General features: G+C 74.3%; 19 protein-coding genes. 8 read left to right on the forward strand and 11 right to left on the reverse strand.

Annotation, left to right across the window (positions count from 1 at the left end; translation table 11 throughout):
* Positions 1-115 precede the first annotated feature (115 nt).
* The 5 genes from BLU82_RS06800 to BLU82_RS06820 are packed head-to-tail and all read left to right on the forward strand — an operon-like array spanning position 116 to position 6,679.
* Positions 116-2,332, forward strand: coding sequence for an ABC transporter ATP-binding protein (locus BLU82_RS06800; protein WP_172885552.1), 2,217 nt, complete (start codon positions 116-118; stop codon positions 2,330-2,332).
* A gap of 37 nt (positions 2,333-2,369) precedes the next feature.
* Positions 2,370-4,034: an ABC transporter substrate-binding protein gene (locus BLU82_RS06805; protein WP_092617546.1), complete on the forward strand. Its 1,665-nt coding sequence runs from the start codon at positions 2,370-2,372 to the stop codon at positions 4,032-4,034.
* Between the two features lie 2 nt (positions 4,035-4,036).
* Positions 4,037-5,011 (forward strand): ABC transporter permease, encoded by a 975-nt coding sequence (locus BLU82_RS06810; RefSeq protein ID WP_092617549.1) that lies wholly within the window; start codon positions 4,037-4,039, stop codon positions 5,009-5,011.
* On the forward strand, positions 5,008-5,904 hold the full coding sequence (locus tag BLU82_RS06815) for an ABC transporter permease (RefSeq protein ID WP_092617552.1): 897 nt from the start codon (positions 5,008-5,010) through the stop codon (positions 5,902-5,904). Before BLU82_RS06810 ends, BLU82_RS06815 begins: the two co-directional genes overlap by 4 nt.
* A gap of 31 nt (positions 5,905-5,935) precedes the next feature.
* Entirely contained in the window at positions 5,936-6,679 is a 744-nt protein-coding gene (locus BLU82_RS06820) for a PIG-L deacetylase family protein (protein ID WP_092617555.1), read from the forward strand.
* 10 nt (positions 6,680-6,689) lie between these two features.
* Here the strand turns inward: BLU82_RS06820 and BLU82_RS06825 are convergent, their stop codons facing one another.
* Genes BLU82_RS06825 through hutH form a run of 4 tightly spaced genes read right to left on the reverse strand, consistent with a single transcriptional unit; the run spans position 6,690 to position 12,478 of the window.
* A complete protein-coding gene (locus BLU82_RS06825; protein ID WP_092617558.1) occupies positions 6,690-7,991 on the reverse strand; it encodes a formimidoylglutamate deiminase in 1,302 nt (433 codons plus the stop codon).
* A complete protein-coding gene (locus BLU82_RS06830) occupies positions 7,988-9,226 on the reverse strand; it encodes an allantoate amidohydrolase (protein WP_157740674.1) in 1,239 nt (412 codons plus the stop codon). The genes BLU82_RS06825 and BLU82_RS06830 overlap by 4 nt, the downstream gene beginning before the upstream one ends.
* Positions 9,223-10,905 carry a urocanate hydratase gene (gene hutU / locus BLU82_RS06835; RefSeq protein WP_092617561.1) on the reverse strand — a complete coding sequence of 561 codons (1,683 nt, stop codon included), beginning with the start codon at positions 10,903-10,905 and terminating at the stop codon, positions 9,223-9,225. Before hutU ends, BLU82_RS06830 begins: the two co-directional genes overlap by 4 nt.
* Positions 10,906-10,915: 10 nt before the next feature.
* Positions 10,916-12,478: a histidine ammonia-lyase gene (gene hutH, locus BLU82_RS06840; protein WP_092617564.1), complete on the reverse strand. Its 1,563-nt coding sequence runs from the start codon at positions 12,476-12,478 to the stop codon at positions 10,916-10,918.
* A gap of 79 nt (positions 12,479-12,557) precedes the next feature.
* Here hutH and BLU82_RS06845 point away from each other — a divergent pair, with 79 nt between their 5' ends.
* Positions 12,558-13,346 (forward strand): IclR family transcriptional regulator, encoded by a 789-nt coding sequence (locus BLU82_RS06845; protein ID WP_092617568.1) that lies wholly within the window; start codon positions 12,558-12,560, stop codon positions 13,344-13,346.
* 41 nt (positions 13,347-13,387) lie between these two features.
* On the forward strand, positions 13,388-13,597 hold the full coding sequence (locus BLU82_RS06850) for a heavy-metal-associated domain-containing protein (RefSeq protein WP_092617571.1): 210 nt from the start codon (positions 13,388-13,390) through the stop codon (positions 13,595-13,597).
* On the opposite strand, the gene BLU82_RS06855 is transcribed toward BLU82_RS06850, so the two are convergent.
* Positions 13,576-15,573, reverse strand: coding sequence for a heavy metal translocating P-type ATPase (locus tag BLU82_RS06855; protein WP_092617574.1), 1,998 nt, complete (start codon positions 15,571-15,573; stop codon positions 13,576-13,578). The two genes, BLU82_RS06850 and BLU82_RS06855, sit on opposite strands and share 22 nt — an antisense overlap.
* A 41-nt stretch (positions 15,574-15,614) precedes the next feature.
* On the opposite strand from BLU82_RS06855, the gene BLU82_RS06860 reads away from it, so the two are divergent.
* Positions 15,615-15,983, forward strand: a complete 369-nt coding sequence (locus tag BLU82_RS06860) for a helix-turn-helix transcriptional regulator (protein ID WP_092617577.1) — start codon at positions 15,615-15,617, stop codon at positions 15,981-15,983.
* Here the strand turns inward: BLU82_RS06860 and BLU82_RS06865 are convergent, their stop codons facing one another.
* The 6 genes from BLU82_RS06865 to BLU82_RS06890 are packed head-to-tail and all read right to left on the reverse strand — an operon-like array spanning position 15,984 to position 22,124.
* Positions 15,984-17,519: an MFS transporter gene (locus tag BLU82_RS06865; protein ID WP_197682776.1), complete on the reverse strand. Its 1,536-nt coding sequence runs from the start codon at positions 17,517-17,519 to the stop codon at positions 15,984-15,986.
* Positions 17,519-18,079 carry a TetR/AcrR family transcriptional regulator gene (locus BLU82_RS35005; protein WP_092617581.1) on the reverse strand — a complete coding sequence of 187 codons (561 nt, stop codon included), beginning with the start codon at positions 18,077-18,079 and terminating at the stop codon, positions 17,519-17,521. Before BLU82_RS35005 ends, BLU82_RS06865 begins: the two co-directional genes overlap by 1 nt.
* 22 nt (positions 18,080-18,101) lie before the next feature.
* Positions 18,102-19,043: a zinc-binding dehydrogenase gene (locus BLU82_RS06875; protein ID WP_092617584.1), complete on the reverse strand. Its 942-nt coding sequence runs from the start codon at positions 19,041-19,043 to the stop codon at positions 18,102-18,104.
* Positions 19,040-19,840: a carbohydrate ABC transporter permease gene (locus BLU82_RS06880; RefSeq protein ID WP_092617587.1), complete on the reverse strand. Its 801-nt coding sequence runs from the start codon at positions 19,838-19,840 to the stop codon at positions 19,040-19,042. The genes BLU82_RS06875 and BLU82_RS06880 overlap by 4 nt, the downstream gene beginning before the upstream one ends.
* 17 nt (positions 19,841-19,857) lie before the next feature.
* Complete coding sequence (locus BLU82_RS06885) at positions 19,858-20,805, reverse strand: carbohydrate ABC transporter permease (RefSeq protein WP_157740676.1); 948 nt, start codon at positions 20,803-20,805, stop codon at positions 19,858-19,860.
* Positions 20,802-22,124, reverse strand: coding sequence for an ABC transporter substrate-binding protein (locus BLU82_RS06890; RefSeq protein ID WP_092617590.1), 1,323 nt, complete (start codon positions 22,122-22,124; stop codon positions 20,802-20,804). The genes BLU82_RS06885 and BLU82_RS06890 overlap by 4 nt, the downstream gene beginning before the upstream one ends.
* Positions 22,125-22,134 lie beyond the last annotated feature (10 nt).

Here is a 22,134-nt window from a genome sequence, read left to right on the forward strand (position 1 = left end):
CACTCGTATGTTACCTGACACATCACAATCGGAAGGGGCCAGAAATGCGCATCCACCCGAGGCTGACGACCCGCGATCTTCCACCCGTTGCTGCTCTTCGGCGCAAGGCTACTTGATGACCGCCTCGGCGCCCGCCGGCGCCGAGCTGCTGGCCATCCGCGATCTGCGGGTCACCTTCCGCGCGGGCCGCGCCGTGGGCCGCGACGTCCACGCCGTCCGCGGCGCCGACCTCTCCGTCGCGGAGGGTGAGACGCTCGCCGTCGTCGGTGAGTCGGGCTCGGGCAAGAGCGTCACGATGATGGCGGCGCTCGGATTGCTGCCGGAGAACGCGGAGGTGGCGGGGTCGATCCGGCTGCGCGGCCGCGAGCTGCTGGCGATGGACGAGCGCGCGCTGCGGTCCGTGCGCGGCGCCGAGATCGGGGTGATCTTTCAGGACCCGATGTCGTCGCTGAACCCCGTACACACCGTCAGCCGGCAGATCTCCGAGGCGATCCGCGCCCACGCCGACGTCTCCCGTGGCGCGGCGCACGCCCGGGCCGTCGAGCTGCTCGGCGAGGTCGGCATCCCCGACCCCCGCACCCGCGCCGACGACTACCCGCACCAGTTCTCCGGCGGCATGCGCCAGCGGGTCATGATCGCGATGGCGCTGGCCTGCGGACCCCGGGTGCTGGTCGCCGACGAGCCCACCACCGCCCTCGACGTCACCGTCCAGGCCCAGATCGTCGACCTCGTGGACCGGATCCGCCGCGACCGCGGCATGGCCGTCATCTGGATCAGCCACGACCTCGGCGTCGTCGCCCAGCTCGCCGACCGCGTCACCGTCATGTACGCCGGCCGGGTCGTCGAGCAGGCCCCGTGCGCCGACCTCTTCACCGCCGCCGTCCACCCCTACACGGCCGGCCTGCTGCGCGCGATGCCGCGGCTGGACGCGCCGGCGGGGTCGCAGCTGGAGGTGATTCCGGGCGGCCTGCCGGACCCGGAGACCCAGCCCGAGGGCTGTGTGTTCGCCCCGCGCTGCGACCACGCCCACGACCCGTGCGCCGCCGCCCGCCCGGCCCTGCTGCCGCTCGCGGCGGGCGGCGGCCACGCTGTGTCCTGCCACCGCTCCGGCGAGCTGAGCGCTGGTGGTGGCGGACTGAGCGCTGGTGGTGGCGGACCGCGCGCCGTGGTAGCTGGACCCCTCCCGGCCCGGGTGGGGCCCACCCTACGGGCGGGCACCGACAACGTTCGCGCGCGCGACGCGTCCGCGGCCGACGCACCCGCGGCCGACGCGCCCGCGCCCGCGGCCGCCGGACTGCCCGCCGACGCCGCGGCGCCATCGCCGGTCGTCGTCGCGCTCGAGGACCTGCGGGTGCACTACCGGGGCCGGAGCTCGTGGCGCCGCCCCGCCGCACCCGTCCGGGCCGTCGACGGGGTCTCGCTGGAGCTGGAGCGGGGCCGGACGCTCGGGCTGGTGGGTGAGAGCGGGTCGGGCAAGTCGACGCTGGCGCGGGCGCTGCTGGGGCTCGAGCAGCCCAGCGGCGGCACCGTCGCGTTCGGCGGCCGCGTGCTGGACTCGATGAGCGCCGCCGGGCTGCGCGAGCTGCGCCGCACCGCGCAGATGGTGTTCCAGGATCCCGCCGCGTCGATGAACCCGGCGCTGCGGGTCGAGGACGTCGTCGCGGAACCGCTGCGGATCAACCGCCGCGGCACCGCCGCCGAGCAGCGGGCCCGCGCCGCCGAGCTGCTGGAGGTCGTCGAGCTGCCGCGCGAGCTGGGCCGGCGCTACCCGCACCAGCTCAGCGGCGGACAGCGACAACGCGTCGCCATCGCCCGCGGCCTCGCCCTGGACCCCGAGGTGCTGGTCTGCGACGAGCCCGTCTCCGCCCTCGACGTCTCGGTGCAGGCGCAGATCATCACGCTGCTGTCGCGGCTGCAGGTCGAGCTGGGCCTGTCGCTGCTGGTGATCTCGCACGACCTGGCCGTCATCCGCACCATCGCGCACCGGGTCGCCGTCATGTACCTCGGCCAGATCGTCGAGCTGGGCGGCCGCGACGACGTCTTCGGCCGGCCGCGGCACCCGTACACGCGCGGCCTGCTCGACGCCGTCCCGGTCCCCGATCCGCACCGGCGGTCCCGGCCGGCACCCCTGGCCGGCGACCCCCCGAGCCCGGTGGCGCCCCCGCCGGGCTGCCGGTTCCACGAACGCTGCGCGTTCGCCCGGCCCGGGCTCTGCGACACGACTCCGCCACCGCTGGAGGAGCAGCGCCCCGGCCACTGGACGGCCTGCCATCTCGCCGACGAGATCGCCGCGTCGCCCGCCCCCGATCCGGCCCAGCCGGCGACGGTCTGACCGCCGCCGACGCCACCGAACGCCCCCGGAGGTCGCCATGTCCCACCGTCGCATCAGCAGAGCCGCGGCACCCGCCGCCGCGCTCGCCGCCGTTCTGGCGCTCGGAGCATGCGGCTCCGACGGCGGGACCGAGGACGCCGGGCCGGCCGGCGGGGGCGGCGCCACCACCGCCGAGTCGCTGCGCATCGGGATCATGTCCGAGGAGGGCAACCTGACGCCGCACACGTACGCGACCGGCTTCCCGGGCCTGAACCTCACGATGCTCAGCTACGACTCGCTCATGCAGGTCGACGAGCTCGGCCAGCCGCAGCCGTGGCTGGCCGAGACGGTCGAGGGCTCGGCGGACGGCCTCACCTACACGGTCGGGCTGGCCGACGGCGTCAGCTGGCACGACGGCGAGCCGCTCACCGCCGAGGACGTCGCGTTCAGCGTCGGCTACTACCAGGCCGGCCCGCCCGGGCGGTTCGCCACCGCGCTCGGCAACGTGACGCAGGCCGTCGCGCAGGACGAGTCGACCGTCGTGCTGACGCTGGCCGCGCCGGACCCGTCGTTCGAGCTGCGCACCCTCGCCGACGTGCCGATCCTGCCCGAGCACGTGTGGTCCGCGGTCGCCGATCCGGACGTCGCGCCGTTCGACGAGTCCACGAACGTCGGCTCCGGGCCGTACCGGCTGGTGGAGTCCGAACCGGGCGTCAGCTACTCGTTCGAGGCGAACCCGGAGTACTTCCGCGGCGAGCCGAAGGTGGACGAACTGGTCGTCGTCCAGTTCGCCGACGAGGCCGGCGCCACCGCGGCGCTGCGGTCGGGTGAGATCGACACGATGATGCGGTCGATCTCGCCGGAGCAGATCGACGTGCTGCGCGGCACCGGCACCCTGGACGTCGTCGAGGCGCCGGAGTACACGACGACGCTGCTGGTGTTCAACACCGCCGTGCCGCCGTTCGACCAGGCCGAGTTCCGCCGCGCCGTCGGGCTGGCCGTCGACCGGCAGCGGCTGGTCGACGACGTGTTCCTCGGCGCCGCCGTGGTCGGCAACGCCGGCTGGGTGCACCCCGACTCGCCTTGGTACGACGACTCCGTCGAGACCGTCCACGACCCGGACGAGGCGGCCGGGCTGCTCGACGGCCTCGGGCTGACCGACTCCGACGACGACGGCATCCGCGAGCTCGACGGCGCGCCGCTCTCGTTCGAGCTGCTGGTCGCGTCGAACAACGCGCTGCGGATGCGGCTGGCCGAGCTGATCGGCGAGCAGCTCGGCGAGGTCGGCATCGGCGTCAGCGTCAGCTCGGTCGAGATGCAGACGCTGGACGACGCGGTCTGGCCCGGCTACGACGTCGCGCAGGGCCGCAGCTACGAGCTGGCGATGTGGGGCTGGTCGTCGGCCAGCCAGGCCGACATCGGCCAGATGGCGTCGCTGGTGGCCACCGACCCGGTGCTCGGCAACCTCAACATCACCGGCTACTCCGACCCGGAGACCGACGCGCTCGCCGCCCAGCTGGACACCGAGCTGGACCCGGCCGCCCGCGAGGGGATCGCCGACCAGCTGCAGCAGCGGATCGCCGAGGAGGTCCCGTTCGTGTCGCTGCTGCACCCGAACGGCGCCTACGGCTACAACCCGTCGGTCTTCGGTGACTGGGTGCCGATCACGGGCAGCGGCCCGATGACGAAGCTGTCCTTCATCCCCGACGACGGCCAGCCCTGACGATGCGCGCCCGGCGCCTGGGCCTCGCCCGCCTCGGCCAGTACGCCGTCGTGCTGGTCGTCGCCGTCTCCCTGAACTTCGCCCTGCCGCGGCTCATGCCGGGCTCACCGCTCGCGCTGATCGCCGGCGTCGAGGTGGGGGAGATGACGGCGGAGGAGCGGGCCGCCGTGACCGCCGACGCCGGCCTGGACGAACCGCTGGCCGTCCAGTACCTCAGCTACTGGAAGAGCATCCTCACGCTGGACTTCGGCTACTCGTTCCGGCAGGGCACGCCGATCGAGGAGCTGGTGCTCGACCGGGTGCCGTGGACGCTGCTGCTGACGCTCACCGCGCTGGTGGTGTCGGCGGTCATCGGCATCGCGCTGGGGGCGTTCGCGGCCTGGCGGCGCGGCGGCAAATGGGACGTGTCGTCGCTGGCGGTGATGATCGCGCTGGAGTCGACGCCGCAGTTCTGGCTCGGCATGCTGTTCATCGCGCTGTTCTCGGTGTCGCTGGGCTGGCTGCCGTCGTTCGGCGCCACCACGGCCGGCGCCGACCTCACCGGCTTCGCCTGGCTCGCCGACGTCGCCGAGCACGCCGTTCTGCCGGTGGTGACGCTGTCGATCCTCAGCATCCCCGCCGTCTACCTGTCGATGCGGTACTCGACGCTGTCCGTGCTCGGCGAGGACTACATCCGCACCGCGCAGGCGAAGGGGCTGCGGCCGCGCGCCGTCATGCTGCACCACGTGGTGCGCACGGCGCTGCTGCCGGTGACGACGGTGCTGGCGCTGCGGCTGGGCTGGGCGTTCGGCGGCACCGTCGTCATCGAGACGGTCTTCTCCTATCCAGGGCTGGGACGGCTGATGTACGACGCCGTCTCGGCCCGCGACTACCCGGTCATGCAGGCGACGTTCCTGGTGTTCACGATCGCGGTGCTGCTGGCCAACCTGCTCGCCGACTCGCTCTACCCCCGCCTCGACCCGAGGACCCGCGTATGACCACCACCGTGTCCGCCGATCCGCAGCCCGGCCCGTCCGGTCCCGCACCCGTCGTGCGGCGCGGCCGGCGGCTGCGCGACCACACGACCGCCCTCGGCGCCGTCGGCGGCGTCATCGTGCTGGCGCTGGTCACCGTCGCCGTGCTCGCGCCGGTGCTGGCGCCGTACGACCCGGCCGAACGCGCCGGGACGCCGTTCTCGCCGCCGTCGCCGGACCACCTGCTCGGCACCAACGACGTCGGGCAGGACCTGCTCAGCGAGATGATCTACGGCACCCGGGTGTCGCTCACCGTCGGCGTCGTGGCCGCCGCGGCCGCCATGCTCATCGGCACCGTCGTCGGGCTGATCGGCGGGTACTTCCCGCGGCTCGGAGCCGTCGCCATGCGCGGCGTCGACGTGGTGCTGATCCTGCCGTTCCTGCCGCTGCTCATCGTGCTGGCCGCGTACATGGGGCGCAGCATCGTCAACACCGTCATCATCATCGCGATCCTCATCTGGGCGCCCACCGCCCGGGTGATCCGCTCGCAGGTGCTGTCGCTGGCCGGCCGCGACTACATCGTCGCCGCCCGCTCGATGGGGGCCGGCCACGCCTACGTCCTCTGGCGGCACGTGCTGCCGAAGACCATGCTGCTGGCCATCGGCGAGTTCGTCGCCGCGACCAGCGGCGCGATCCTGCTGGAGTCGTCGCTGAGCTTCCTCGGCCTCGGCGACCCGCTGCAGGAGAGCTGGGGCTCCACCCTCTACTGGGCGCAGGCGCGCGGCGCGTTCCTCACCCCGGCGTGGAAGTGGTGGGTGCTCCCGCCCGGCCTGCTGATCATGTGCTCCGCCCTCGGATTCGCCCTGCTCGGCTACGCCCTCGAGCAGCGCATCAACCCCCGCCTGCGCCGATCGTGACGGCGCCGGCACCGACAGAAGGGACCGCTCCATGACGAACGTCCTCATGCTCGCGAGCTACGGCCTGGAGATCGTCGAGTGCGGCGGCGCGATCGCCAAGGCGGTGGCCGCCGGCGAGACCGTCAACGCGGCCGTCCTCATGTGCCGTGAGGAGAGCCGGCCCCAGGTGTCGCGGGCGGCGGACATCCTCGGCGTGACCGGCGACGTCGACTTCCTCGACGTGTCCTTCGGCGAGGTGGACCTCGCGTCGTCGACCAAGGTCAAGGTGGTGGAGCTGATCCGCCGCACCAGGCCCGACGTCATCATCATGCAGGACCCGCAGCACGCCCAGCACGACCTCGACCCTGACCGCCGCGTCATCGCCCTCCTCTTCGCCGAGGCCCTCGCCGTCGCCGGCCGCGACTGGCGGGTCGAGGAGTGCGGCGGCCACGACCCCCACCCGATCCCGACCATCTACTACATGACGCCCGAGCACCCCAACTGCGTCGTCGAGATCGGCGACGTGCTGGACAAGAAGCTCAAGGCGCTGCAGGAGCTGTCGTCACAGAACACCTTCAGCGCGCAGCACTGGCTGGAGCACACCACGCCGGAGATCCTGCGCTCGGTCATCCCCGCCTGGACCGACGCCGAACTGGAGACGCTCGGCGCGGAGGGGCAGCGGGCGTTCTTCACCGCGCTGGCGCTGACCAACGGCCTCGCCTCCCACTCCGGCGCGGTGCTCGGCGAGCCGTACCGGCGCGAGGGCACCTTCGTCATGGACCGCCTGACGCGCTGACGGTCCGGGGTCAGTCCCAGAGCGGGGCGATCGCGGCCGAGAGGAGCGGGCCGACGTCGCCGAGGAGGTGGTGGCCGCCGGTGACGATGGGGCGGCCACCGGCGATGACGGTGTCGACGTCGGCGGAGGTGGCGGCGAACAGGGCCTGAGCAGGCTCGACGCCGGCGGTGCGGGGGGAGTCGAGGCGGACGGCGACGAGGTCGGCGTGGGCGCCGGGCGCCAGCCGGCCCGCGTCCGGCCAGCCGAGGCTCGCGTGCGCCGTCGCCGCGGCGAGCAGGTCCGCGGGGGAGAAGTGGCCGCGCTCCAGCGTCCGCAGCCGCTCGTGTGTCTCCAGCGCCCGGGCCTCCTCGAACAGGTCGATGACGGCGTGCTGGTCGGTCCCGAGTGACAGCGGCGCGCCGGCGTCGAGCAGCGCGCGGGCCGGCCCGATGCCGTCGGCGAGGTCGCGCTCGGTGGTCGGGCAGAGGCACGCGGTCGTCCGCGACGCTCCGAGCAGGGCGATGTCGCCGGGCGTCAGGTGCGTCGCGTGGACGGCGGTGGTGTGCGGCCCGAGCGCGCCGTGCGCGTCCAGCAACTCCGCCGGGGTGCGGCCGTACGCCGCCAGCGCCGCCGAGTTCTCCGCCGGCTGCTCGGAGAGGTGGACGTGCAGCGGGCGGCCGGACGCCGCGGCGGCGACGGCGCCGATCGCCTCGGCGGGCACGGCCCGGACGGAGTGGACGGCGGCGCCGACGCGCGTGGTGGCGTCGTCCCGTAGCAGGGCGAACCGCTCGGCCCAGCCGTCCGCGTCGCCGTCGCCGAAGCGCAGCTGGACGCCGTCCAGCGGCCGCCCGATGCCGCCGGCCAGGTAGCAGGTGTCCAGCAACGTCAGCCGCAGGCCGGCGTCCCTCGCGGCCGCACGCAGCGCCGCGCCCATCGCGTTCGGGTCGGCGTACGGCACACCGCCGGGGCCGTGGTGCAGGTAGTGGAACTCGCCGACGGCGGTGACGCCGGTCAGCGCCATCTCGGCGTACGTCGCCCGCGCCAGCTGGTAGTACGTGTCCGGCGTGAGCCGCCCGGCCAGCGCGTACATCGCCTCGCGCCACGTCCAGAACGAGCCGTGCCCGTCGTGCGTGCGCCCGCGCAGCGCCCGGTGGAACGCGTGCGAGTGGGCGTTCGCGAACCCGGGCAGCACGACGCCGGGCAGCCGGACGTCGTCGGCCGAGGCGGGCGACCCGGCCGCGACGGCGACGATCACCCCGGAGTCCACCGAGATCCGCACGTCGGACGCCAGCCCGCCGGGCAGCCAGGCGTGCGCGGCCCAATAGGCCGTCACCGGGTCAGCTCCGCCAGCACGTCGGCCAGCGCCTCGACCCCGGCGTGGCAGTCGGCCCGCTCGGCGAACTCGGCCGGCGAGTGCGAGACGCCGGTCGGGTTGCGGACGAACAGCATCGCCGTGGGCACGCCGGCCGCGCTGAGGATGCCGGCGTCGTGCCCGGCGCCGGTCGGCAGCAGCGGCGCATCGCCGAGCAGCGCGCTGAGCCGGGCCGCCAGCGCGGGGTCGAACACGGTGGCGGCGGTCCACGACTCCTGCCGCGGCGCGAACCGGTCGAGGTCGGCGAGGACGGCGCTGACGGCATCGGGGTCGGCGCCGCGGCAGTCCAGCCAGGCCCGCACCTCGGACGGGATGGCGTTGACGCCGTTGGGGTCGACCTCGATCTTCCCGACGGTCGCCAGCACGCCGTGCGCCGCGGCCGCCGCCCGGGCGGACGTGACCAGGGCGGCGAGGTCGAGCATCGGGTCGCGCCGGTCGTCCAGCGGGGTGGTGCCGGCGTGGTTCGCCTCTCCGGCCAGCGTGACCCGCCAGCGTCCGTGCGGCCAGATCTCCGTGGCGACGCCGACCGGCGCGGATGCGGTGTCCGCGCCCCCTTTGCAATGAGCACCGATACGCATCGATGCGTCTGGGTGCTCATTGCAAGGGGGCCCGAGCGCGAGCGCGCGGCCCTGCTCGACGTGCAGCTCGACGAACGTGCCGACGCGGGCCAGCGCCTCGGGGTCGGCGGCCGGTTCGCGCCGGCCCTGCCGGCCCAGCGCCTGGGCGAGGCTGACGCCGTCGGCGTCGGTGAGCGCCAGCGCGCGCTCCACCGGCAGCGCGCCGGTGAGCAGCCGCGACCCCGCGCAGGCGACGCCGAAGCGGGCGCCCTCCTCGTCGCCGAAGTTGACGACGCCGATCGGCCGCGACGGGACGTGCCCGCGCGAGCGGAGCAGGTCGACGGCGGCGAACGCGGACACCACGCCGAGCGGGCCGTCGAACGCGCCGCCGTTGGGGACGGAGTCCAGGTGCGACCCGGTGACGACGCCCTTCGCCGCGGCGGACGGCTCGCCCCACCACGCCCACTGGTTCCCGGCCCGGTCGGCGACGGCGGACAGCCCGCGGCGGGCGGCCTCGGCGGCGAACCACTCGCGCAGCGTCGCGTCGGCGTCGGTCCACGCGAACCGCCGGTAGCCGCCGCGCGGGTCGCGTCCGACCGGCTCGAGGTCGGCCCACATCGAGTCGAAGGAGGCGGTCATCCGCCGGAGCCCTCGCGCATCGGGACGCGGACGCCGCGCTCGGCCGCCACCTCGGCGGCGCGGTCGTACCCGGCGTCGACGTGGCGGATGACGCCCATCGCGGGGTCGTTGGACAGCACCCGGGCGATCTTCTCGCCGGCCAGCGCGGTGCCGTCGGCGACGGTGACCTGCCCGGCGTGGATCGACCGGCCCATGCCGACGCCGCCGCCGTGGTGGATGGACACCCAGCTGGCCCCCGACGCGGTGTTGACCAGCGCGTTCAGCAGCGGCCAGTCGGCGATCGCGTCGGAGCCGTCGGCCATCGCCTCGGTCTCGCGGTACGGCGACGCGACGGAGCCGGCGTCGAGGTGGTCGCGGCCGATGACGACCGGCGCGGACAGCTCGCCGGATGCGACCATGTCGTTGAACCGCAGCCCGGCGCGGTCGCGCTCGCCGTAGCCGAGCCAGCAGATGCGCGCCGGCAGCCCCTGGAAGTGCACCTTCTCGCCGGCCAGCCGGATCCACCGGGCCAGCGGCTCGTTGTCGGGGAACAGCTCGAGGATCGCGCGGTCGGTGGCGGCGATGTCGGCGGGGTCGCCGGACAGCGCGGCCCACCGGAACGGGCCCCTGCCCTCGCAGAACAGCGGCCGGATGTACGCGGGGACGAACCCGGGGAAGTCGAAGGCCCGCTCGAACCCGGCCAGCTGCGCCTCGCCGCGGATCGAGTTGCCGTAGTCGAACACCTCGGCGCCCGCGTCGAGGAAGCCGACCATCGCCTCGACGTGCCGGGCCATCGACTCGCGCGCCCGCCGCGTGAACCCGGCCGGGTCCTTGGCCCGCTCGGCCGCCCAGTCCTCGAACGCGACGTCCACCGGCAGGTAGGCGAGCGGGTCGTGCGCCGACGTCTGGTCGGTGACGACGTCGATCTCGGCCCCGCGCGCGAGCAGGTCCGGCACGACCTCGGCGGCGTTGCCGAGCACGCCGACCGACAGCGCCCGGCGGTCGCGGCGGGCGTCGGCGGCCAGCCGCAGCGCGTCGTCCACCGACGCCGCCTGGACGTCGAGGTAGCCGTGCTCGATCCGCCGGGTGATGCGCGACGGGTCGCACTCGACGACCAGCGCGACGCCGCCGTTCATCGTCACCGCCAGCGGCTGCGCGCCGCCCATGCCGCCCAGCCCGGCCGTCAGCGTCACCGTCCCGGCCAGCGAGCCGCCGAACCCCCGCCCCTTCCGAGCACATTGTGCCGCGACCGCCGCGAACGTCTCGTAGGTGCCCTGCAGGATGCCCTGGGTGCCGATGTAGATCCACGACCCGGCGGTCATCTGCCCGTACATCGTCAGCCCGAGCGCCTCGAGCCGGCGGAACTCCTCCCACGTCGCCCAGTCGCCGACCAGGTTGGAGTTCGCGATCAGCACCCGCGGCGCCCACTCGTGTGTCTGCATGACGCCGACCGGGCGGCCGGACTGCACCAGCATCGTCTCGTCGCCGCGCAGCGTGGTCAGCGTGCGCACCAGCGCGTCGAACGACGGCCAGTCGCGCGCGGCCTTGCCGGTGCCGCCGTAGACGACCAGCTCGTCGGGGTGCTCGGCCACCTCCGGGTCGAGGTTGTTCTGCAGCATCCGCAGCGCGGCCTCCTGCGGCCAGCCCTGGGCGGTCAGCCGGGAGCCGTGCGGGGCGCGGACGGGTCGGGGTCCGGACATGGGGTCCTCCTTAGTGCAGCTCGCCGGCGGCCGCCTGCGCGGCGGCGACGATCCGGCCGGTCGTGACGAGGTCGTGGACGGCGGCGATCTCCGGTGCGAGGTGACGGTCCGGCCCGGGGCCGGCGACGTGGTCGCGGATGAGGTCGCGGACGGCGCCGGTGCCGGCCGCCGGGGCCAGCGGCGCCCGCAGGTCCAGTGCGCGGGCCGCCGTCAGCAGCTCCACCGCGAGCACGCGGCCGACGCCGTCGACGCAGCGGCGCAGCTTGCGGGCCGCGGCCCAGCCCATCGAGACGTGGTCCTCCTGCATGGCGCTGGACGGGATGGAGTCGACCGACGCGGGGACGGCGAGTCGCTTCAGCTCCGACACGATGCCGGCCTGGGTGTACTGGGCGATCATGTGCCCGGAGTCGACGCCCGGGTCGTCGGCGAGGAACGGCGGCAGCCCGGCGTTGCGGGCGACGTCGAGGAAGCGGTCGGTGCGCCGCTCGCTGATGGACGCGAGGTCGGCCGCCGCGATGGCGAGGAAGTCCAGCACGTACGCGACCGGGGCGCCGTGGAAGTTGCCGTTGGACTCCACCCGCCCGTCCGGGGTCACGACGGGGTTGTCGATCGCCGCGGCCAGCTCCCGCCCGGCGACCAGCGCCGCGTGGTCCGCGGTGTCGCGGGCGGCGCCGTGCACCTGCGGCGAGCAGCGCAGCGAGTAGGCGTCCTGGACGCGGGTGCAGTCGGGCCCGCGGTGGCTGGCCACCACCTCCGACCCGGCCAGCAGCGCCCGCAGGTTCGCCGCGGACGCGCGCTGGCCCGGGTGCGGGCGCAGCGCCTGCAGGTCGTCGGCGAACACCCGGTCGGTGCCGAGCAGCGCCTCGACGCTCATCGCGGCGGCCACGTCGGCCACCTGGAGCAGGCCACGCAGGTCGTGCAGCGCCAGCACCAGCATGCCGAGCATGCCGTCGGTGCCGTTGATCAGCGCCAGCCCTTCCTTCTCGGCCAGCACGACCGGCTCGATGCCGGCCGCCGCCAGCGCCTCGGCCGCGTCGACCGGCGCGCCGGACGCGTCGCGCACCGTCCCCTCGCCCATCAGCGCCAGCGCGCAGTGCGCCAGCGGCGCGAGGTCGCCGGAGCAGCCCAAGCTGCCGTACTCGTAGACGACCGGCGTGATGCCCGCGTCCAGCAGCCGCGCGTACGCCGCCGCCGTCGCCGGGCGGACCCCCGTGCGGCCGGTGGCCAGCGTCGACAGCCGCAGCAGCATGAGCGCGCGGACGACCTCGCGCTCGGCCTCCGGGCCGGACCCGGCCGCGTGGCTGCGGATCAGGCCGCGCTGCAACGCGGCCCGCTTGTCCGCCGGTATGTGCTTCGTGGCCAGCGCGCCGAACCCGGTTGACACCCCGTAGTAGGGCAGGTCCGCGACCGCCAGCTGGTCGATGACCTCGCGGCTGCGCGCGACCGCCGCCTGCGCGTCGTCGCCCAGCACGACGCCCGCGCCGTCGCGGGCCACCGCCACGACGTCGTCGAAGGACACCGGGCCGGTGCCGACCACGACGGTCCGGCCGGGGGAGGAGAGCTCGATCGCCATGAGGACATCACAGCGCCCCTTGCACCCCCTCGCAGCACCGACGGAGCTATTTCCGTCTCGGATCTGAGACACTGACCTCATGCCCAACGCGCCGGCCGCCGCGCACGCGCTGGCGATCCTGACCTGCCTGGCCCGGCACGCCGAGCCGATGCCGGCGGCGGCCATCGCCCGGGAGCTGGGCCTGCCCCGCTCCAGCGTCTACCACCTGCTCGCCGTCCTGCGCGCCGACGGCTTCGTCACGCACCTCGGCGAGGAGCGGCGCTACGGCCTGGGCGTCGCGGCGTTCGAGCTGGGCTCGGCGTACGGCCGGCAGGCGCCGCTGCAGCGCATGGCGCGGACGTCGCTGGCCCGCCTCGTCGACGAGACGACGCACAACGCGCACCTCGCCGTGCTGCACGGGCGCGACGTGCTCTACGTCATCGAGGACCGCGCCGCCGGCCGACCGCCGCTGGTCACCGACGTCGGGGTCCGGCTGCCCGGCCAGCTGACGGCGAGCGGGCTGGCCATGCTCGCGGCGCTCCCCGCGTCGCAGGTGCGGGCGCTGTTCCCGTCGCGCGACGCGTTCGTGCGCCGTCACGACACCGGCATCACGTCCGCGCGGGAGCTGCGCTCCGCCCTGGCCGAGGTCCGCCGTCGTGGCTACGCGACCGAGGAGGGCACCGTGACCCCGGGGTTCGCCTCGGTCGCCGACGCGGTGCGCGACCACAACGGGCACCCCGTCGCCGCCGTCGCCGTCACGTTCCCGTCCGCCCGCGTCGACGAGCCCGAGCGCGAGCGGCTCGCGGCGGCCGCCGTCCGCACCGCCGCCGAGCTCTCCTCCCGGCTCGGTTTCCGCCCGGCCCAGGCCGCGCGAACCATACCCGTGTAGGGTATGGCGCACCGGATATCGTCCAGCGAGAGGAACGGCCCATGAGCACCTCCACCTTCACCGTCGTCGGCATGACCTGCGGCTGCTGCGCCAACAAGGTGCGCGACGAGATCGTCAAGATCGACGGTGTGGGAGCGGTGGACGTGGACGTCGAGTCCGGCGCCGTCGGCGTCACCAGCGACGCCCCGGTCGCCGCCGACCAGGTCAAGGCCGCCGTCGAGACCGCCGGCTACCAGCTCGCCGACGCCTGACGACGGGCGCCGCGCCACGCGGACTCCCTGAGCAGCCGCAGGCCGTTGAGGCCGACGAGCACGGTGGAGCCCTCGTGGCCGGCCACGCCGAGGGGTAGCGGCAGGTGGCCGACGAGGTCCCAGGTCACGAGGGCGGCGATGAACGTCCCCGCGATGACGAGGTTCTGGATCACCAGCCGGCGGGCGCGGCGCGACAAGCCGACGACCGCCGGGATGGTGGACAGCTCGTCGCGGACGACCACGGCGTCGGCGGTCTCCAGGGCGAGGTCGGAACCGGCCCGGCCCATGGCGACGCCGGCGTGCGCGGCGGCCAGCGCGGGCGCGTCGTTGACGCCGTCGCCGACGACGAGGACCCGGCGGCCGGCCCGCTCGAGCTCCCGGACCGCCCTCACCTTGTCCTGAGGTAGCAGTCCGGCGCGGACGTCGGTGATGCCGACTCGTTCCGCGAGCCGTCCCGCCGCGGCGGCGTTGTCGCCGGTGACGAGGACGGGCGCGGCGCCGGTGAGGCGGTGCAGCGCTCGCACCGCGGCGGACGCCTCGTCGCGCAGCCGGTCGGAGATGCCGAGGACGCCCGCGGGGGCGCCGTCGACCACGACGAGGACGACCGTCCTGCCCTCGGCCTCCAGCCGCGTCGCTTCCACCGCGGCGGGATGGGCCTGGCCGGTGAGGCGGCCCGGGCTGCCGACCGCGACCACGTGGCCGTCGACGCGCGCGGTGACGCCGGAGCCGGGCGTGGCGGCGAAGTCGTCGGCGTCCGGGAGGTCGAGGCCGCGTGAGCGCGCCGCCTCGACGACGGCGCGGGCGAGCGGGTGCTCGCTGGGGTGCTCGGCGGCCGCGGCCAGCCGCAGCACGTCGTCCTCGTCCAGGCCGGAACCGCCGAGCGGCCGGACGTCGGTCACCTGCGGGCTGCCCTCGGTGAGGGTGCCGGTCTTGTCCAGCGCGACGGCATCGACCTGGCCGAGCCGCTCCATCACCACGGCAGACTTCACCAGCACGCCGTGGCGTCCGGCGTTGGCCATGGCGGACAGCAGCGGCGGCATGGTGGCGAGCACGACGGCGCAGGGCGAGGCGACGATCATGAAGGTCATCGCGCGCAGCAGCGCGGACTGCAGGTCGGCGCCGAACAGCAGCGGGACGGCGAAGATCAGCACCGTCGCGGCGACCATGCCGACGGAGTAGCGCTGCTCGACCTTCTCGATGAACAACTGCGTGGGCGCCTTGGTCCGCGACGCCTCCTCGACCATGGCGACGATGCGGGCGATCACCGTCTCCGAAGGTTCGCGCTCGACCCGCACGCGCAGGGCGCCGGTGCCGTTGAGTGTGCCGGCGAACACGTCGTCGCCCGGCTGCTTGGCGACCGGCAGCGGCTCGCCGGTGATGGTGGCCTGGTCGACGTAGCCGGCGCCGTGCAGCACCCGTCCGTCGGCGCCGATCCGTTCGCCGGGGCGCACCAGGACGACGTCGCCGACCGCGAGCGCCGTGGCCGGCACCGTCTCCTCGTCGCCGCCGGGACGGAGCCGGGTCGCGGTCGCGGGGGCGAGGTCGAGCAGGCCGCGGACGGAGTCGGCGGTGCGCGCGGTGGCGACGGCCTCGAGCGCGCCGGAGGTGGCGAAGATGACGATGAGCAGGGCGCCGTCGAGCACCTGGCCGATCGCCGCCGCGCCGAGGGCGGCGACGACCATGAGCAGGTCGACGTCGAGGGTCCGGTCGCGCAGCGCTCGCAGGCCGGCCCAGCCGGGTTCCCAGCCGCCCGCCACGTACGTGAGCGCGTACAGCGGCCCCCACGTCCAGGCGGGCGTGCCGAGCAGGTCCAGCGGCAGCGCGACGAGGAACAGCGTCAGCGCGGCGGCGGCCCAGCGCGGTTCGGGCAGCGAGAGGATCCGGGTCCGCCGTCGCGGCGCGGCGTCCCGGACGTCGCGCGCAGGCCGCGCCGGAGCGAGGGTCGTGGGCACCGGCCGACCGTAGCATGAACACATGAACAATCATTCATGTGTTCATGCGTGGCTAGGATGAGCGCGTGGGCCACCGCACTCCTCCCGCCGCCTCGGGCGCGCCCCGCGCGCGCCTGGACGCCGCGGCCGCGGCCGAGGTCGCCACCACGCTGCAGGCCCTGACCACGCCGTCGCGGCTGCTCATCCTGTCGCGCTTGCGCGAGGGCCCGCTCCCGGCCACCGAGCTGGCCGCCGAGGTCGGGCTGGAGCAGTCGGCCTGCTCCCACCAGCTGCGGCTGCTGCGCAACCTCGGCCTCGTCACCGGCACCCGCACCGGCCGCTCCATCGTCTACGCCCTCTACGACGACCACGTCGCCGAACTGCTCGACCAAGCCCTCTACCACGTCGAACACCTCAAGGCTGGTCTGGCCGACGGCGCCGCGGGCCGGTCCTGATCAGTGCTGCCCGTCGGCGGCGAGGTCGAACGTCTTCGGGATCAGCAGGTAGGTGACGGCCGCGGCGGCGAGCATGATGATGCCGCCGACGAGGGAGGTCTGGCCGAGCGAGTCGACGAAGGCGGTGGTCGCCGCCGCGGCGAGGTCGGGGAGGCCGGTCTCACGGGCCACCTCGAGCGCGCCGACCAGCGACTCGTCGGCCGCCGCGCCCAGGTCGGCGGGCAGGCCCGCCGCGGTGAACGCGCCGATGCCGAGGTGCTCGCGGTAGAGGGCGGCGGCGATGCTGCCGAGGACGGCGATGCCGAGCACGTTGCCGAGGTCGTACATCGCCTCCTCGATGGCGGCGGCGTTGCCCGCCTTCTCCTGCGGCGTGCTGCCCATGATGATCGCGGACCCGACGGCGAGCGACCCGGTGCCGGCGCCGACCAGCGCCAGCGGCGCGATCAGCTCCGGGTAGCTCAGCGGGCTGCCGAGCGCGTAGAGCAGCAGCAGCCCGGCGCCCGCGGTCGCCAGGCCGGCGGCGAGCACTGTCCGGGCCCCGATGCGGAACGCGAGCGCGGGCGCGAACGGCGCGAACGCGAACGAGCCGGCCGCCATCGGCAGCAGCGCCAGCCCGGCGACCAGCGGCGAGTAGTCCGCGACGACCTGCAGCCACTGGGCGACCAGCAGCAGCATCGCGCCCATCGCGAACATCGAGGCCAGCGCCGCGATGGTGCCGGCGCGGAAGGGCCGACTGCCGAACAGGCGGACGTCCAGCAGCGGGTCGGGGCGGCCGAGGCAGCGGCGCACGAACCACGTCAGCAGTGCGGCCGCGGCGAGCACCGCCGTCCACGACGCGACGTCGCCCCAGCCCTCCTCGGCCAGCTGCTTGATCCCCCACACCAGCAGCGACATGCCGGCGATGGACAGCACCGTCGCGACGACGTCCCAGCGCGGCGGCCGCGGGTCGCGGGCCTCGGGCAGCAGCAGGGCTCCGGCGACGACGGCGACGAGCACGAACGGGACGTTGATCAGGAACGCTGAGTGCCAGCTGAACACCTCGAGCAGGGCGCCGCCGACGACCGGGCCGACGATGGCGCCGAGGCCGGAGACGATCGACCAGACGGCCAGCGCCTTCGCCCGCTCCTTCGGGTCCGGGAAGATGGTGCGGATCATCGACAGCGTCGTCGGCATGATCATCGCGCCGGCCGCGCCGAGCAGCGCCCGCAGCGCGATCACGAACGCCGGGCTCTCGGCGAACAGCACCAGCACCGACACCACGCCGAACAGCGTGAACCCGGTCAGCAGCAGCCGCTTGCGTCCCCACCGGTCGCCGAGCGCGCTCATCGGGATCAGCAGCCCGGCGAGGATCAGCGAGTAGACGTCGATGATCCACAGCTGCTCGGACGCGCTCGGCGCCAGCTCCTCGACGAGGTCGGGCAGCGCCATGATGAGGATCGTCATGTCCATCATGACGACGAGCAGGCTGCCGGCCAGTACGGTCAGCGCCGCCCAGCGCTGCCTGGACGTCATGGCCGGCGCGGTCAGGCTCGGCATCAGGCGTCCTTCGGCCGGGTCAGGCGGGTGAGCACGTCGAGCAGCTCGCCGGCGTCGGGCGCGCCGCCGCGCAGCATGGCCTGGACGGTCGCGCCGTCGGCGTAGGCGCTGATCGCGCGGGCCGTGGCGGGGTCGGTGTAGGGCGTGAGGATCTCCTGGAGGCCCTCGGACCAGCGGGTGGCGATGGAGTGCAGCCGCGGGCTGTCCATGCTGGCGACGTAGAACGCGGTGTCGGCGTGGACCCGCGCGGGGTCGCCCAGGTACTCGTGGAACAGGCGGGCGAGGGTGCCCACCCAGTCGCCGGACGTGGCGAGGTCGCGGGCGATCTCGGACAGCCCCTCCTCGGTCCGCCGGCCCAGCCACTCCAGTGCGGCCGCCTTGAGCTCCTCCAGTGAGGCGAAGTAGTGGGTGGTCGAGCCGAGCGGCACCGCCGCCCGCGCCGCGACCTTCCGGTGGGTGAGGTCGTTGATGCCGTTCTCGACGATCAGCGCGGCGGCGGCCTCGACGATCGCCTGCCGGCGGCCGACCGGATCGCGGGTCGCCCGTGTCGTTCCGTCCATGGTGTACAAGTGTACATGTACATCAGTACATTTCGATCACGGCCTTGACGAAGCCGTCCGGCTTGGACCGCAGCGCCTCGAACGCCGCGTCGGCCTGGTCGAGGCGGAACCGGTGGGTGATCAGCCGGCCGGGGTCGAGCCGGCCGGCGGCGACCAGCTCCAGCGCCGCCGCCGTGCTCGCCCGCAGCAGCGCGCGGTCGCGGACGTGCGCGTTGACGACGTCCAGCGCCTTCCAGTTCCAGCCGCGCAGGTCGACCTCGCGCACGGACTGGTGGTAGCCGAGGATCGACAGTGCGCCGTGCGGCCGGACCATCCGCCCGGCGAGGTCCAGCCCTGCCTGCGTCCCGGACGCCTCGACGACGACGTCGAAGCCGTGCCGTGCGGGCGAGTCCTCGCCGGAGAACGCGGCGGCGGGCAGTTGCGACGGGTCGTGCGCGACATCCGCCCCGTTCGCCAGCGCCGCGCGCTGGGCGTCGTCACGCGGGTCGACGGCGACCAGCCGGGCCACGCCGGTGGTGCGCAGCAGCTGCGTCATGACCAGGCCCATGAAGCCGAGCCCGACGACGGCGACGTGCGCGCCCAGCGGGACCGGCGTGCGGCGCAGCCCTTCGGCGACGCAGCCCAGCGGCTCGGGCAGCGCGACCGCCGGGTCGACGCCGTCGGGCAGCACGACGACGTCGTCGAGGTCGGCCAGCGCGTGCTCGGCGAACGACGGCGCGATGCGGCCGCCGACCAGCGTGCCGGGCGCGATCGTCACGCCCGGGCCGGTGGCGACGACCTCGCCGGTAGGCTCGTGCCCCAGCCGGCGCGGGCCGTCCGCCGCCGCCCACGTGGGCAGGTCGCTCGCGCACACCCCGTTCGCGATGACGCGCAGTACGAGCTGGCCGGGTCCGGGCTCGGGCAGCTCGGCGGTGACGAGCTCGCCGCGGCCGGGCGCGACGAGCTGGTAGGCGCGGGTTCTCATTTGGTCGCTCCAGCGGTGAGGCCGTTGACGAACTGGCGGTTGAACAGCAGGTAGACGATGACGACGGGCAGCGAGGCGATGGTGGTGCCCGCGGCCAGGACGGCGGTGTCGGTGGTGAACCGGCCCTGGAAGAACGTGAGCCCGATCGGCAGCGTGCGGACGTCGTCGGTCTGCAGGAAGAACAGCGGGACGACCAGCTCGTTCCACGACGTCATGAACTGGAAGACGACGATGGCGCCGAGGGCGGGCACGGCCAGCGGCCGCACGATCGACCACATCATCCGCAGGTCGCCGGCGCCGTCGATGCGGCCGGCCTCGATCAGCTCGCGCGGCAGCGCCCGCAGGTTGGCCCGGAGCAGGAAGATCGCGAACGGCAGCCCGAGCGTCGCCTCGATGAGGATCGCCCCGGCCAGCGTGTTCACCAGCCCGAGCGAGCGCAGCTGGTAGAAGAGCGGGATCACGATCGACCAGATCGGGATCATCAGGCCGAGCAGGAACAGCAGGAACGTCGCGTCGGCCCAGCGCAGGTCCAGCAGCGCGAGCGCGTAGGCGGCCGGGAAGGCCAGCGCGACGACCAGCGCCACCGTCCCGGCCGCGACGACGGTGCTGTTGACGAGGTAGTCGGAGAACCGGCCGGCGTTCCAGGCGGTGACGTAGTTCGCGAACCGCAGCGGCCACTCCAGCCCGAACGGGTCGGCGGCGGTCGCGGTCGACGTGCGCAGCGACTGCAGCCAGATCCACAGCAGCGGGACGACGGACACCAGGGTCATGACGACGAGCGCGGTGTGTGCGCTCATCCGTTGCAGCGTGTGGTTCACGGGCGCTCCCGCTCGCGGACGCGGAGGAAGATCACGGTGATGACCAGGATGATCACGGTGAGGACGACGGCGGCGGCCGCGGCGTAGCCGACCCGGTGGGTCACGAACGCCAGCGCGTAGATGTAGTACGCGACCACCTCCGTCGAGTGGCCGGGGCCGCCGTTCGTCATGACGTAGACGAGGTCGAAGGTCTTGAGCGTGTTGATGAACGACACGACGACCAGCAGCGTGATGTGGTTGCGCAGGGCCGGGACGGTGACGTGGCGGAACCGCTGCCGGGCGTTGGCGCCGTCGAGCGCGGCCGCCTCGTACAGGTGCGGGTCGATGTTCTGCAGCCCGCCGAGCAGGATCACCATCGCGAACCCGTAGTAGGTCCAGTTCGCGGTGGCGATGACGGCGCCCATCGCGGTGCCCGACTCCGACAGCCAGCCGCGGGTCAGCGACTCCAGTGCGGCGTGCTCCAGCGCGACGTTGAGCAGCCCGGACTCAGGCCGGTAGATCTGGTCCCACGCGATGCCGACGATGACCAGCGCCATCGTCGCGGGGACGAACAGCAGCGTGCGGTACAGCGTCCGGCCGCGGATCCAACTCGCCGACAGGATGGCCGCGAGCAGCAGCCCGAGGCCCTGCGCGAGCCAGCTGCCGGCCACCCAGACCAGGTTGTTGCCGAGCGATCCGAAGAACCGCTCGTCGCCGACGAGGCGGCGGTAGTTGTCCAGGCCGGTCCACGTGGGCGACGCGGTGAGGCCGTTCCAGTCGGTCAGGCTGAGCCAGACGGTCTGCCCGATCGGCCACAGCAGGAACGCCGCGTAGAGGGCGAGCGCGGGCAGCACCAGCCAGTACCCGCGCAGCGAGCGCCCGCGGCGCCTCGGCCGGCCCTGCCGGTGCGGCGGCGCCGGCGCGCGGGTGCGCGTCCGGACGACCGCCGGGGCGGCGCTGGTCACGGTGTCGCGCTCCGGGCCTCGGCGAGCGCGGCGTCGAGCGAGCCGGTGAACGCGGCGACGTCGAGGTCGCCGGCGAGGAAGGACTGGCCGCCGCCGTTCCACGCGTCGGTCACCAGCGGGCTGGAGCTGAACGCCGTCCAGCGGCCGATGCCACCGCCCTCGTTCGCCGCCTGGACGACCTCGAGGTTCTGCCGCAGCAGGGCGGGGACGTCCGCGCCGGCGCCGTCGTAGCCGGTGGTCGGCAGCACGCCGGCCTCCAGCCAGAGCCGTTCGGCCTCGTCGGAGAAGTGCACGAAGTCGATCCAGTCGGCCGCGATGTCGGCGACCGGCGACGACGCCGAGATCGCCCAGGAGCCGCCGGCGCCGCCCGCGGCCTGCTGCTCCAGCGCCGGGTCGATCATCGGGAACGGCACGAACCGCACGCTGGACTCGGGCCCGAGGGTGGCGATGAGGTCGGGCGTGACGCCGGTGCCCTCGATCAGCATGCCGGCCTGGCCGTTCATGAACGCCTTCACCGAGTCGTCGAAGCTGACCCCGTTGAAGTCGGGCGTGACGAAGCCGCCGGCCACCCAGCCGCGGGCGGCCTCGAAGGCGTCCTGGACCGCGGGCGCCGAGTAGACGCCGTCGCCGCCGAGCGACTCGACCGCGACGATCTCGTCGACCGGCACCGACGCGTGCACGGCCGCCGCGACGAGGTGCGACGACGGCCACTGGTCCTTGTTGCCGAACGCGATCGGCACGACGCCGGCGTCGCGCAGCGTCTCGGCCGCGGCCAGGAACGACGCGTAGTCCGTGGGCGCCGGCGCGCCGTGTTCGGCGAACAGCGCCTCGTCGTAGAACAGGCCGATCGCCTCGCTGGAGCGCGGCACCGCGTAGAACGTGTCGTCGAAGGTGGCCCGCTCGACGACCGACTCCGGCAGCACGTCGAGCCAGCCGTACTGCTCCGCATAGTCGGTCAGCGGGTGCACCAGGCCGTTCGTCGCCAGCACGCCGAGGGTGCTCTCGGACGCGTCGTAGTCGAACACGTCCGGCGCCGAGCCCGACGCCAGCGTCGTCGGCAGCGTCTTCTGCAGGTCGTCGTAGCTGAGGTACTGGATGTCGACGCTGACCTCGGGGTGCTCGCGCTCCCAGGCGGTGCTGATCGACTCGAGCACCGGCTGCAGCGCCGGGGTGTCGCCGAACTGGCTGACGACGGTGAGCGTGGCCTCGTCGCCGAGGGCGAGGCTCTCGCCGTCGCCGTCGTCCTGGGCGGCGCCGACGCAACCGGTCGCGGTGGCCGCCAGGGCGAGAAGCAGCAGGGTGCGGGTGGTCCTGGGCATCGTTGCCTCC

It is taken from the genome of Jiangella sp. DSM 45060 (assembly GCF_900105175.1).
Lineage (GTDB): Bacteria > Actinomycetota > Actinomycetes > Jiangellales > Jiangellaceae > Jiangella.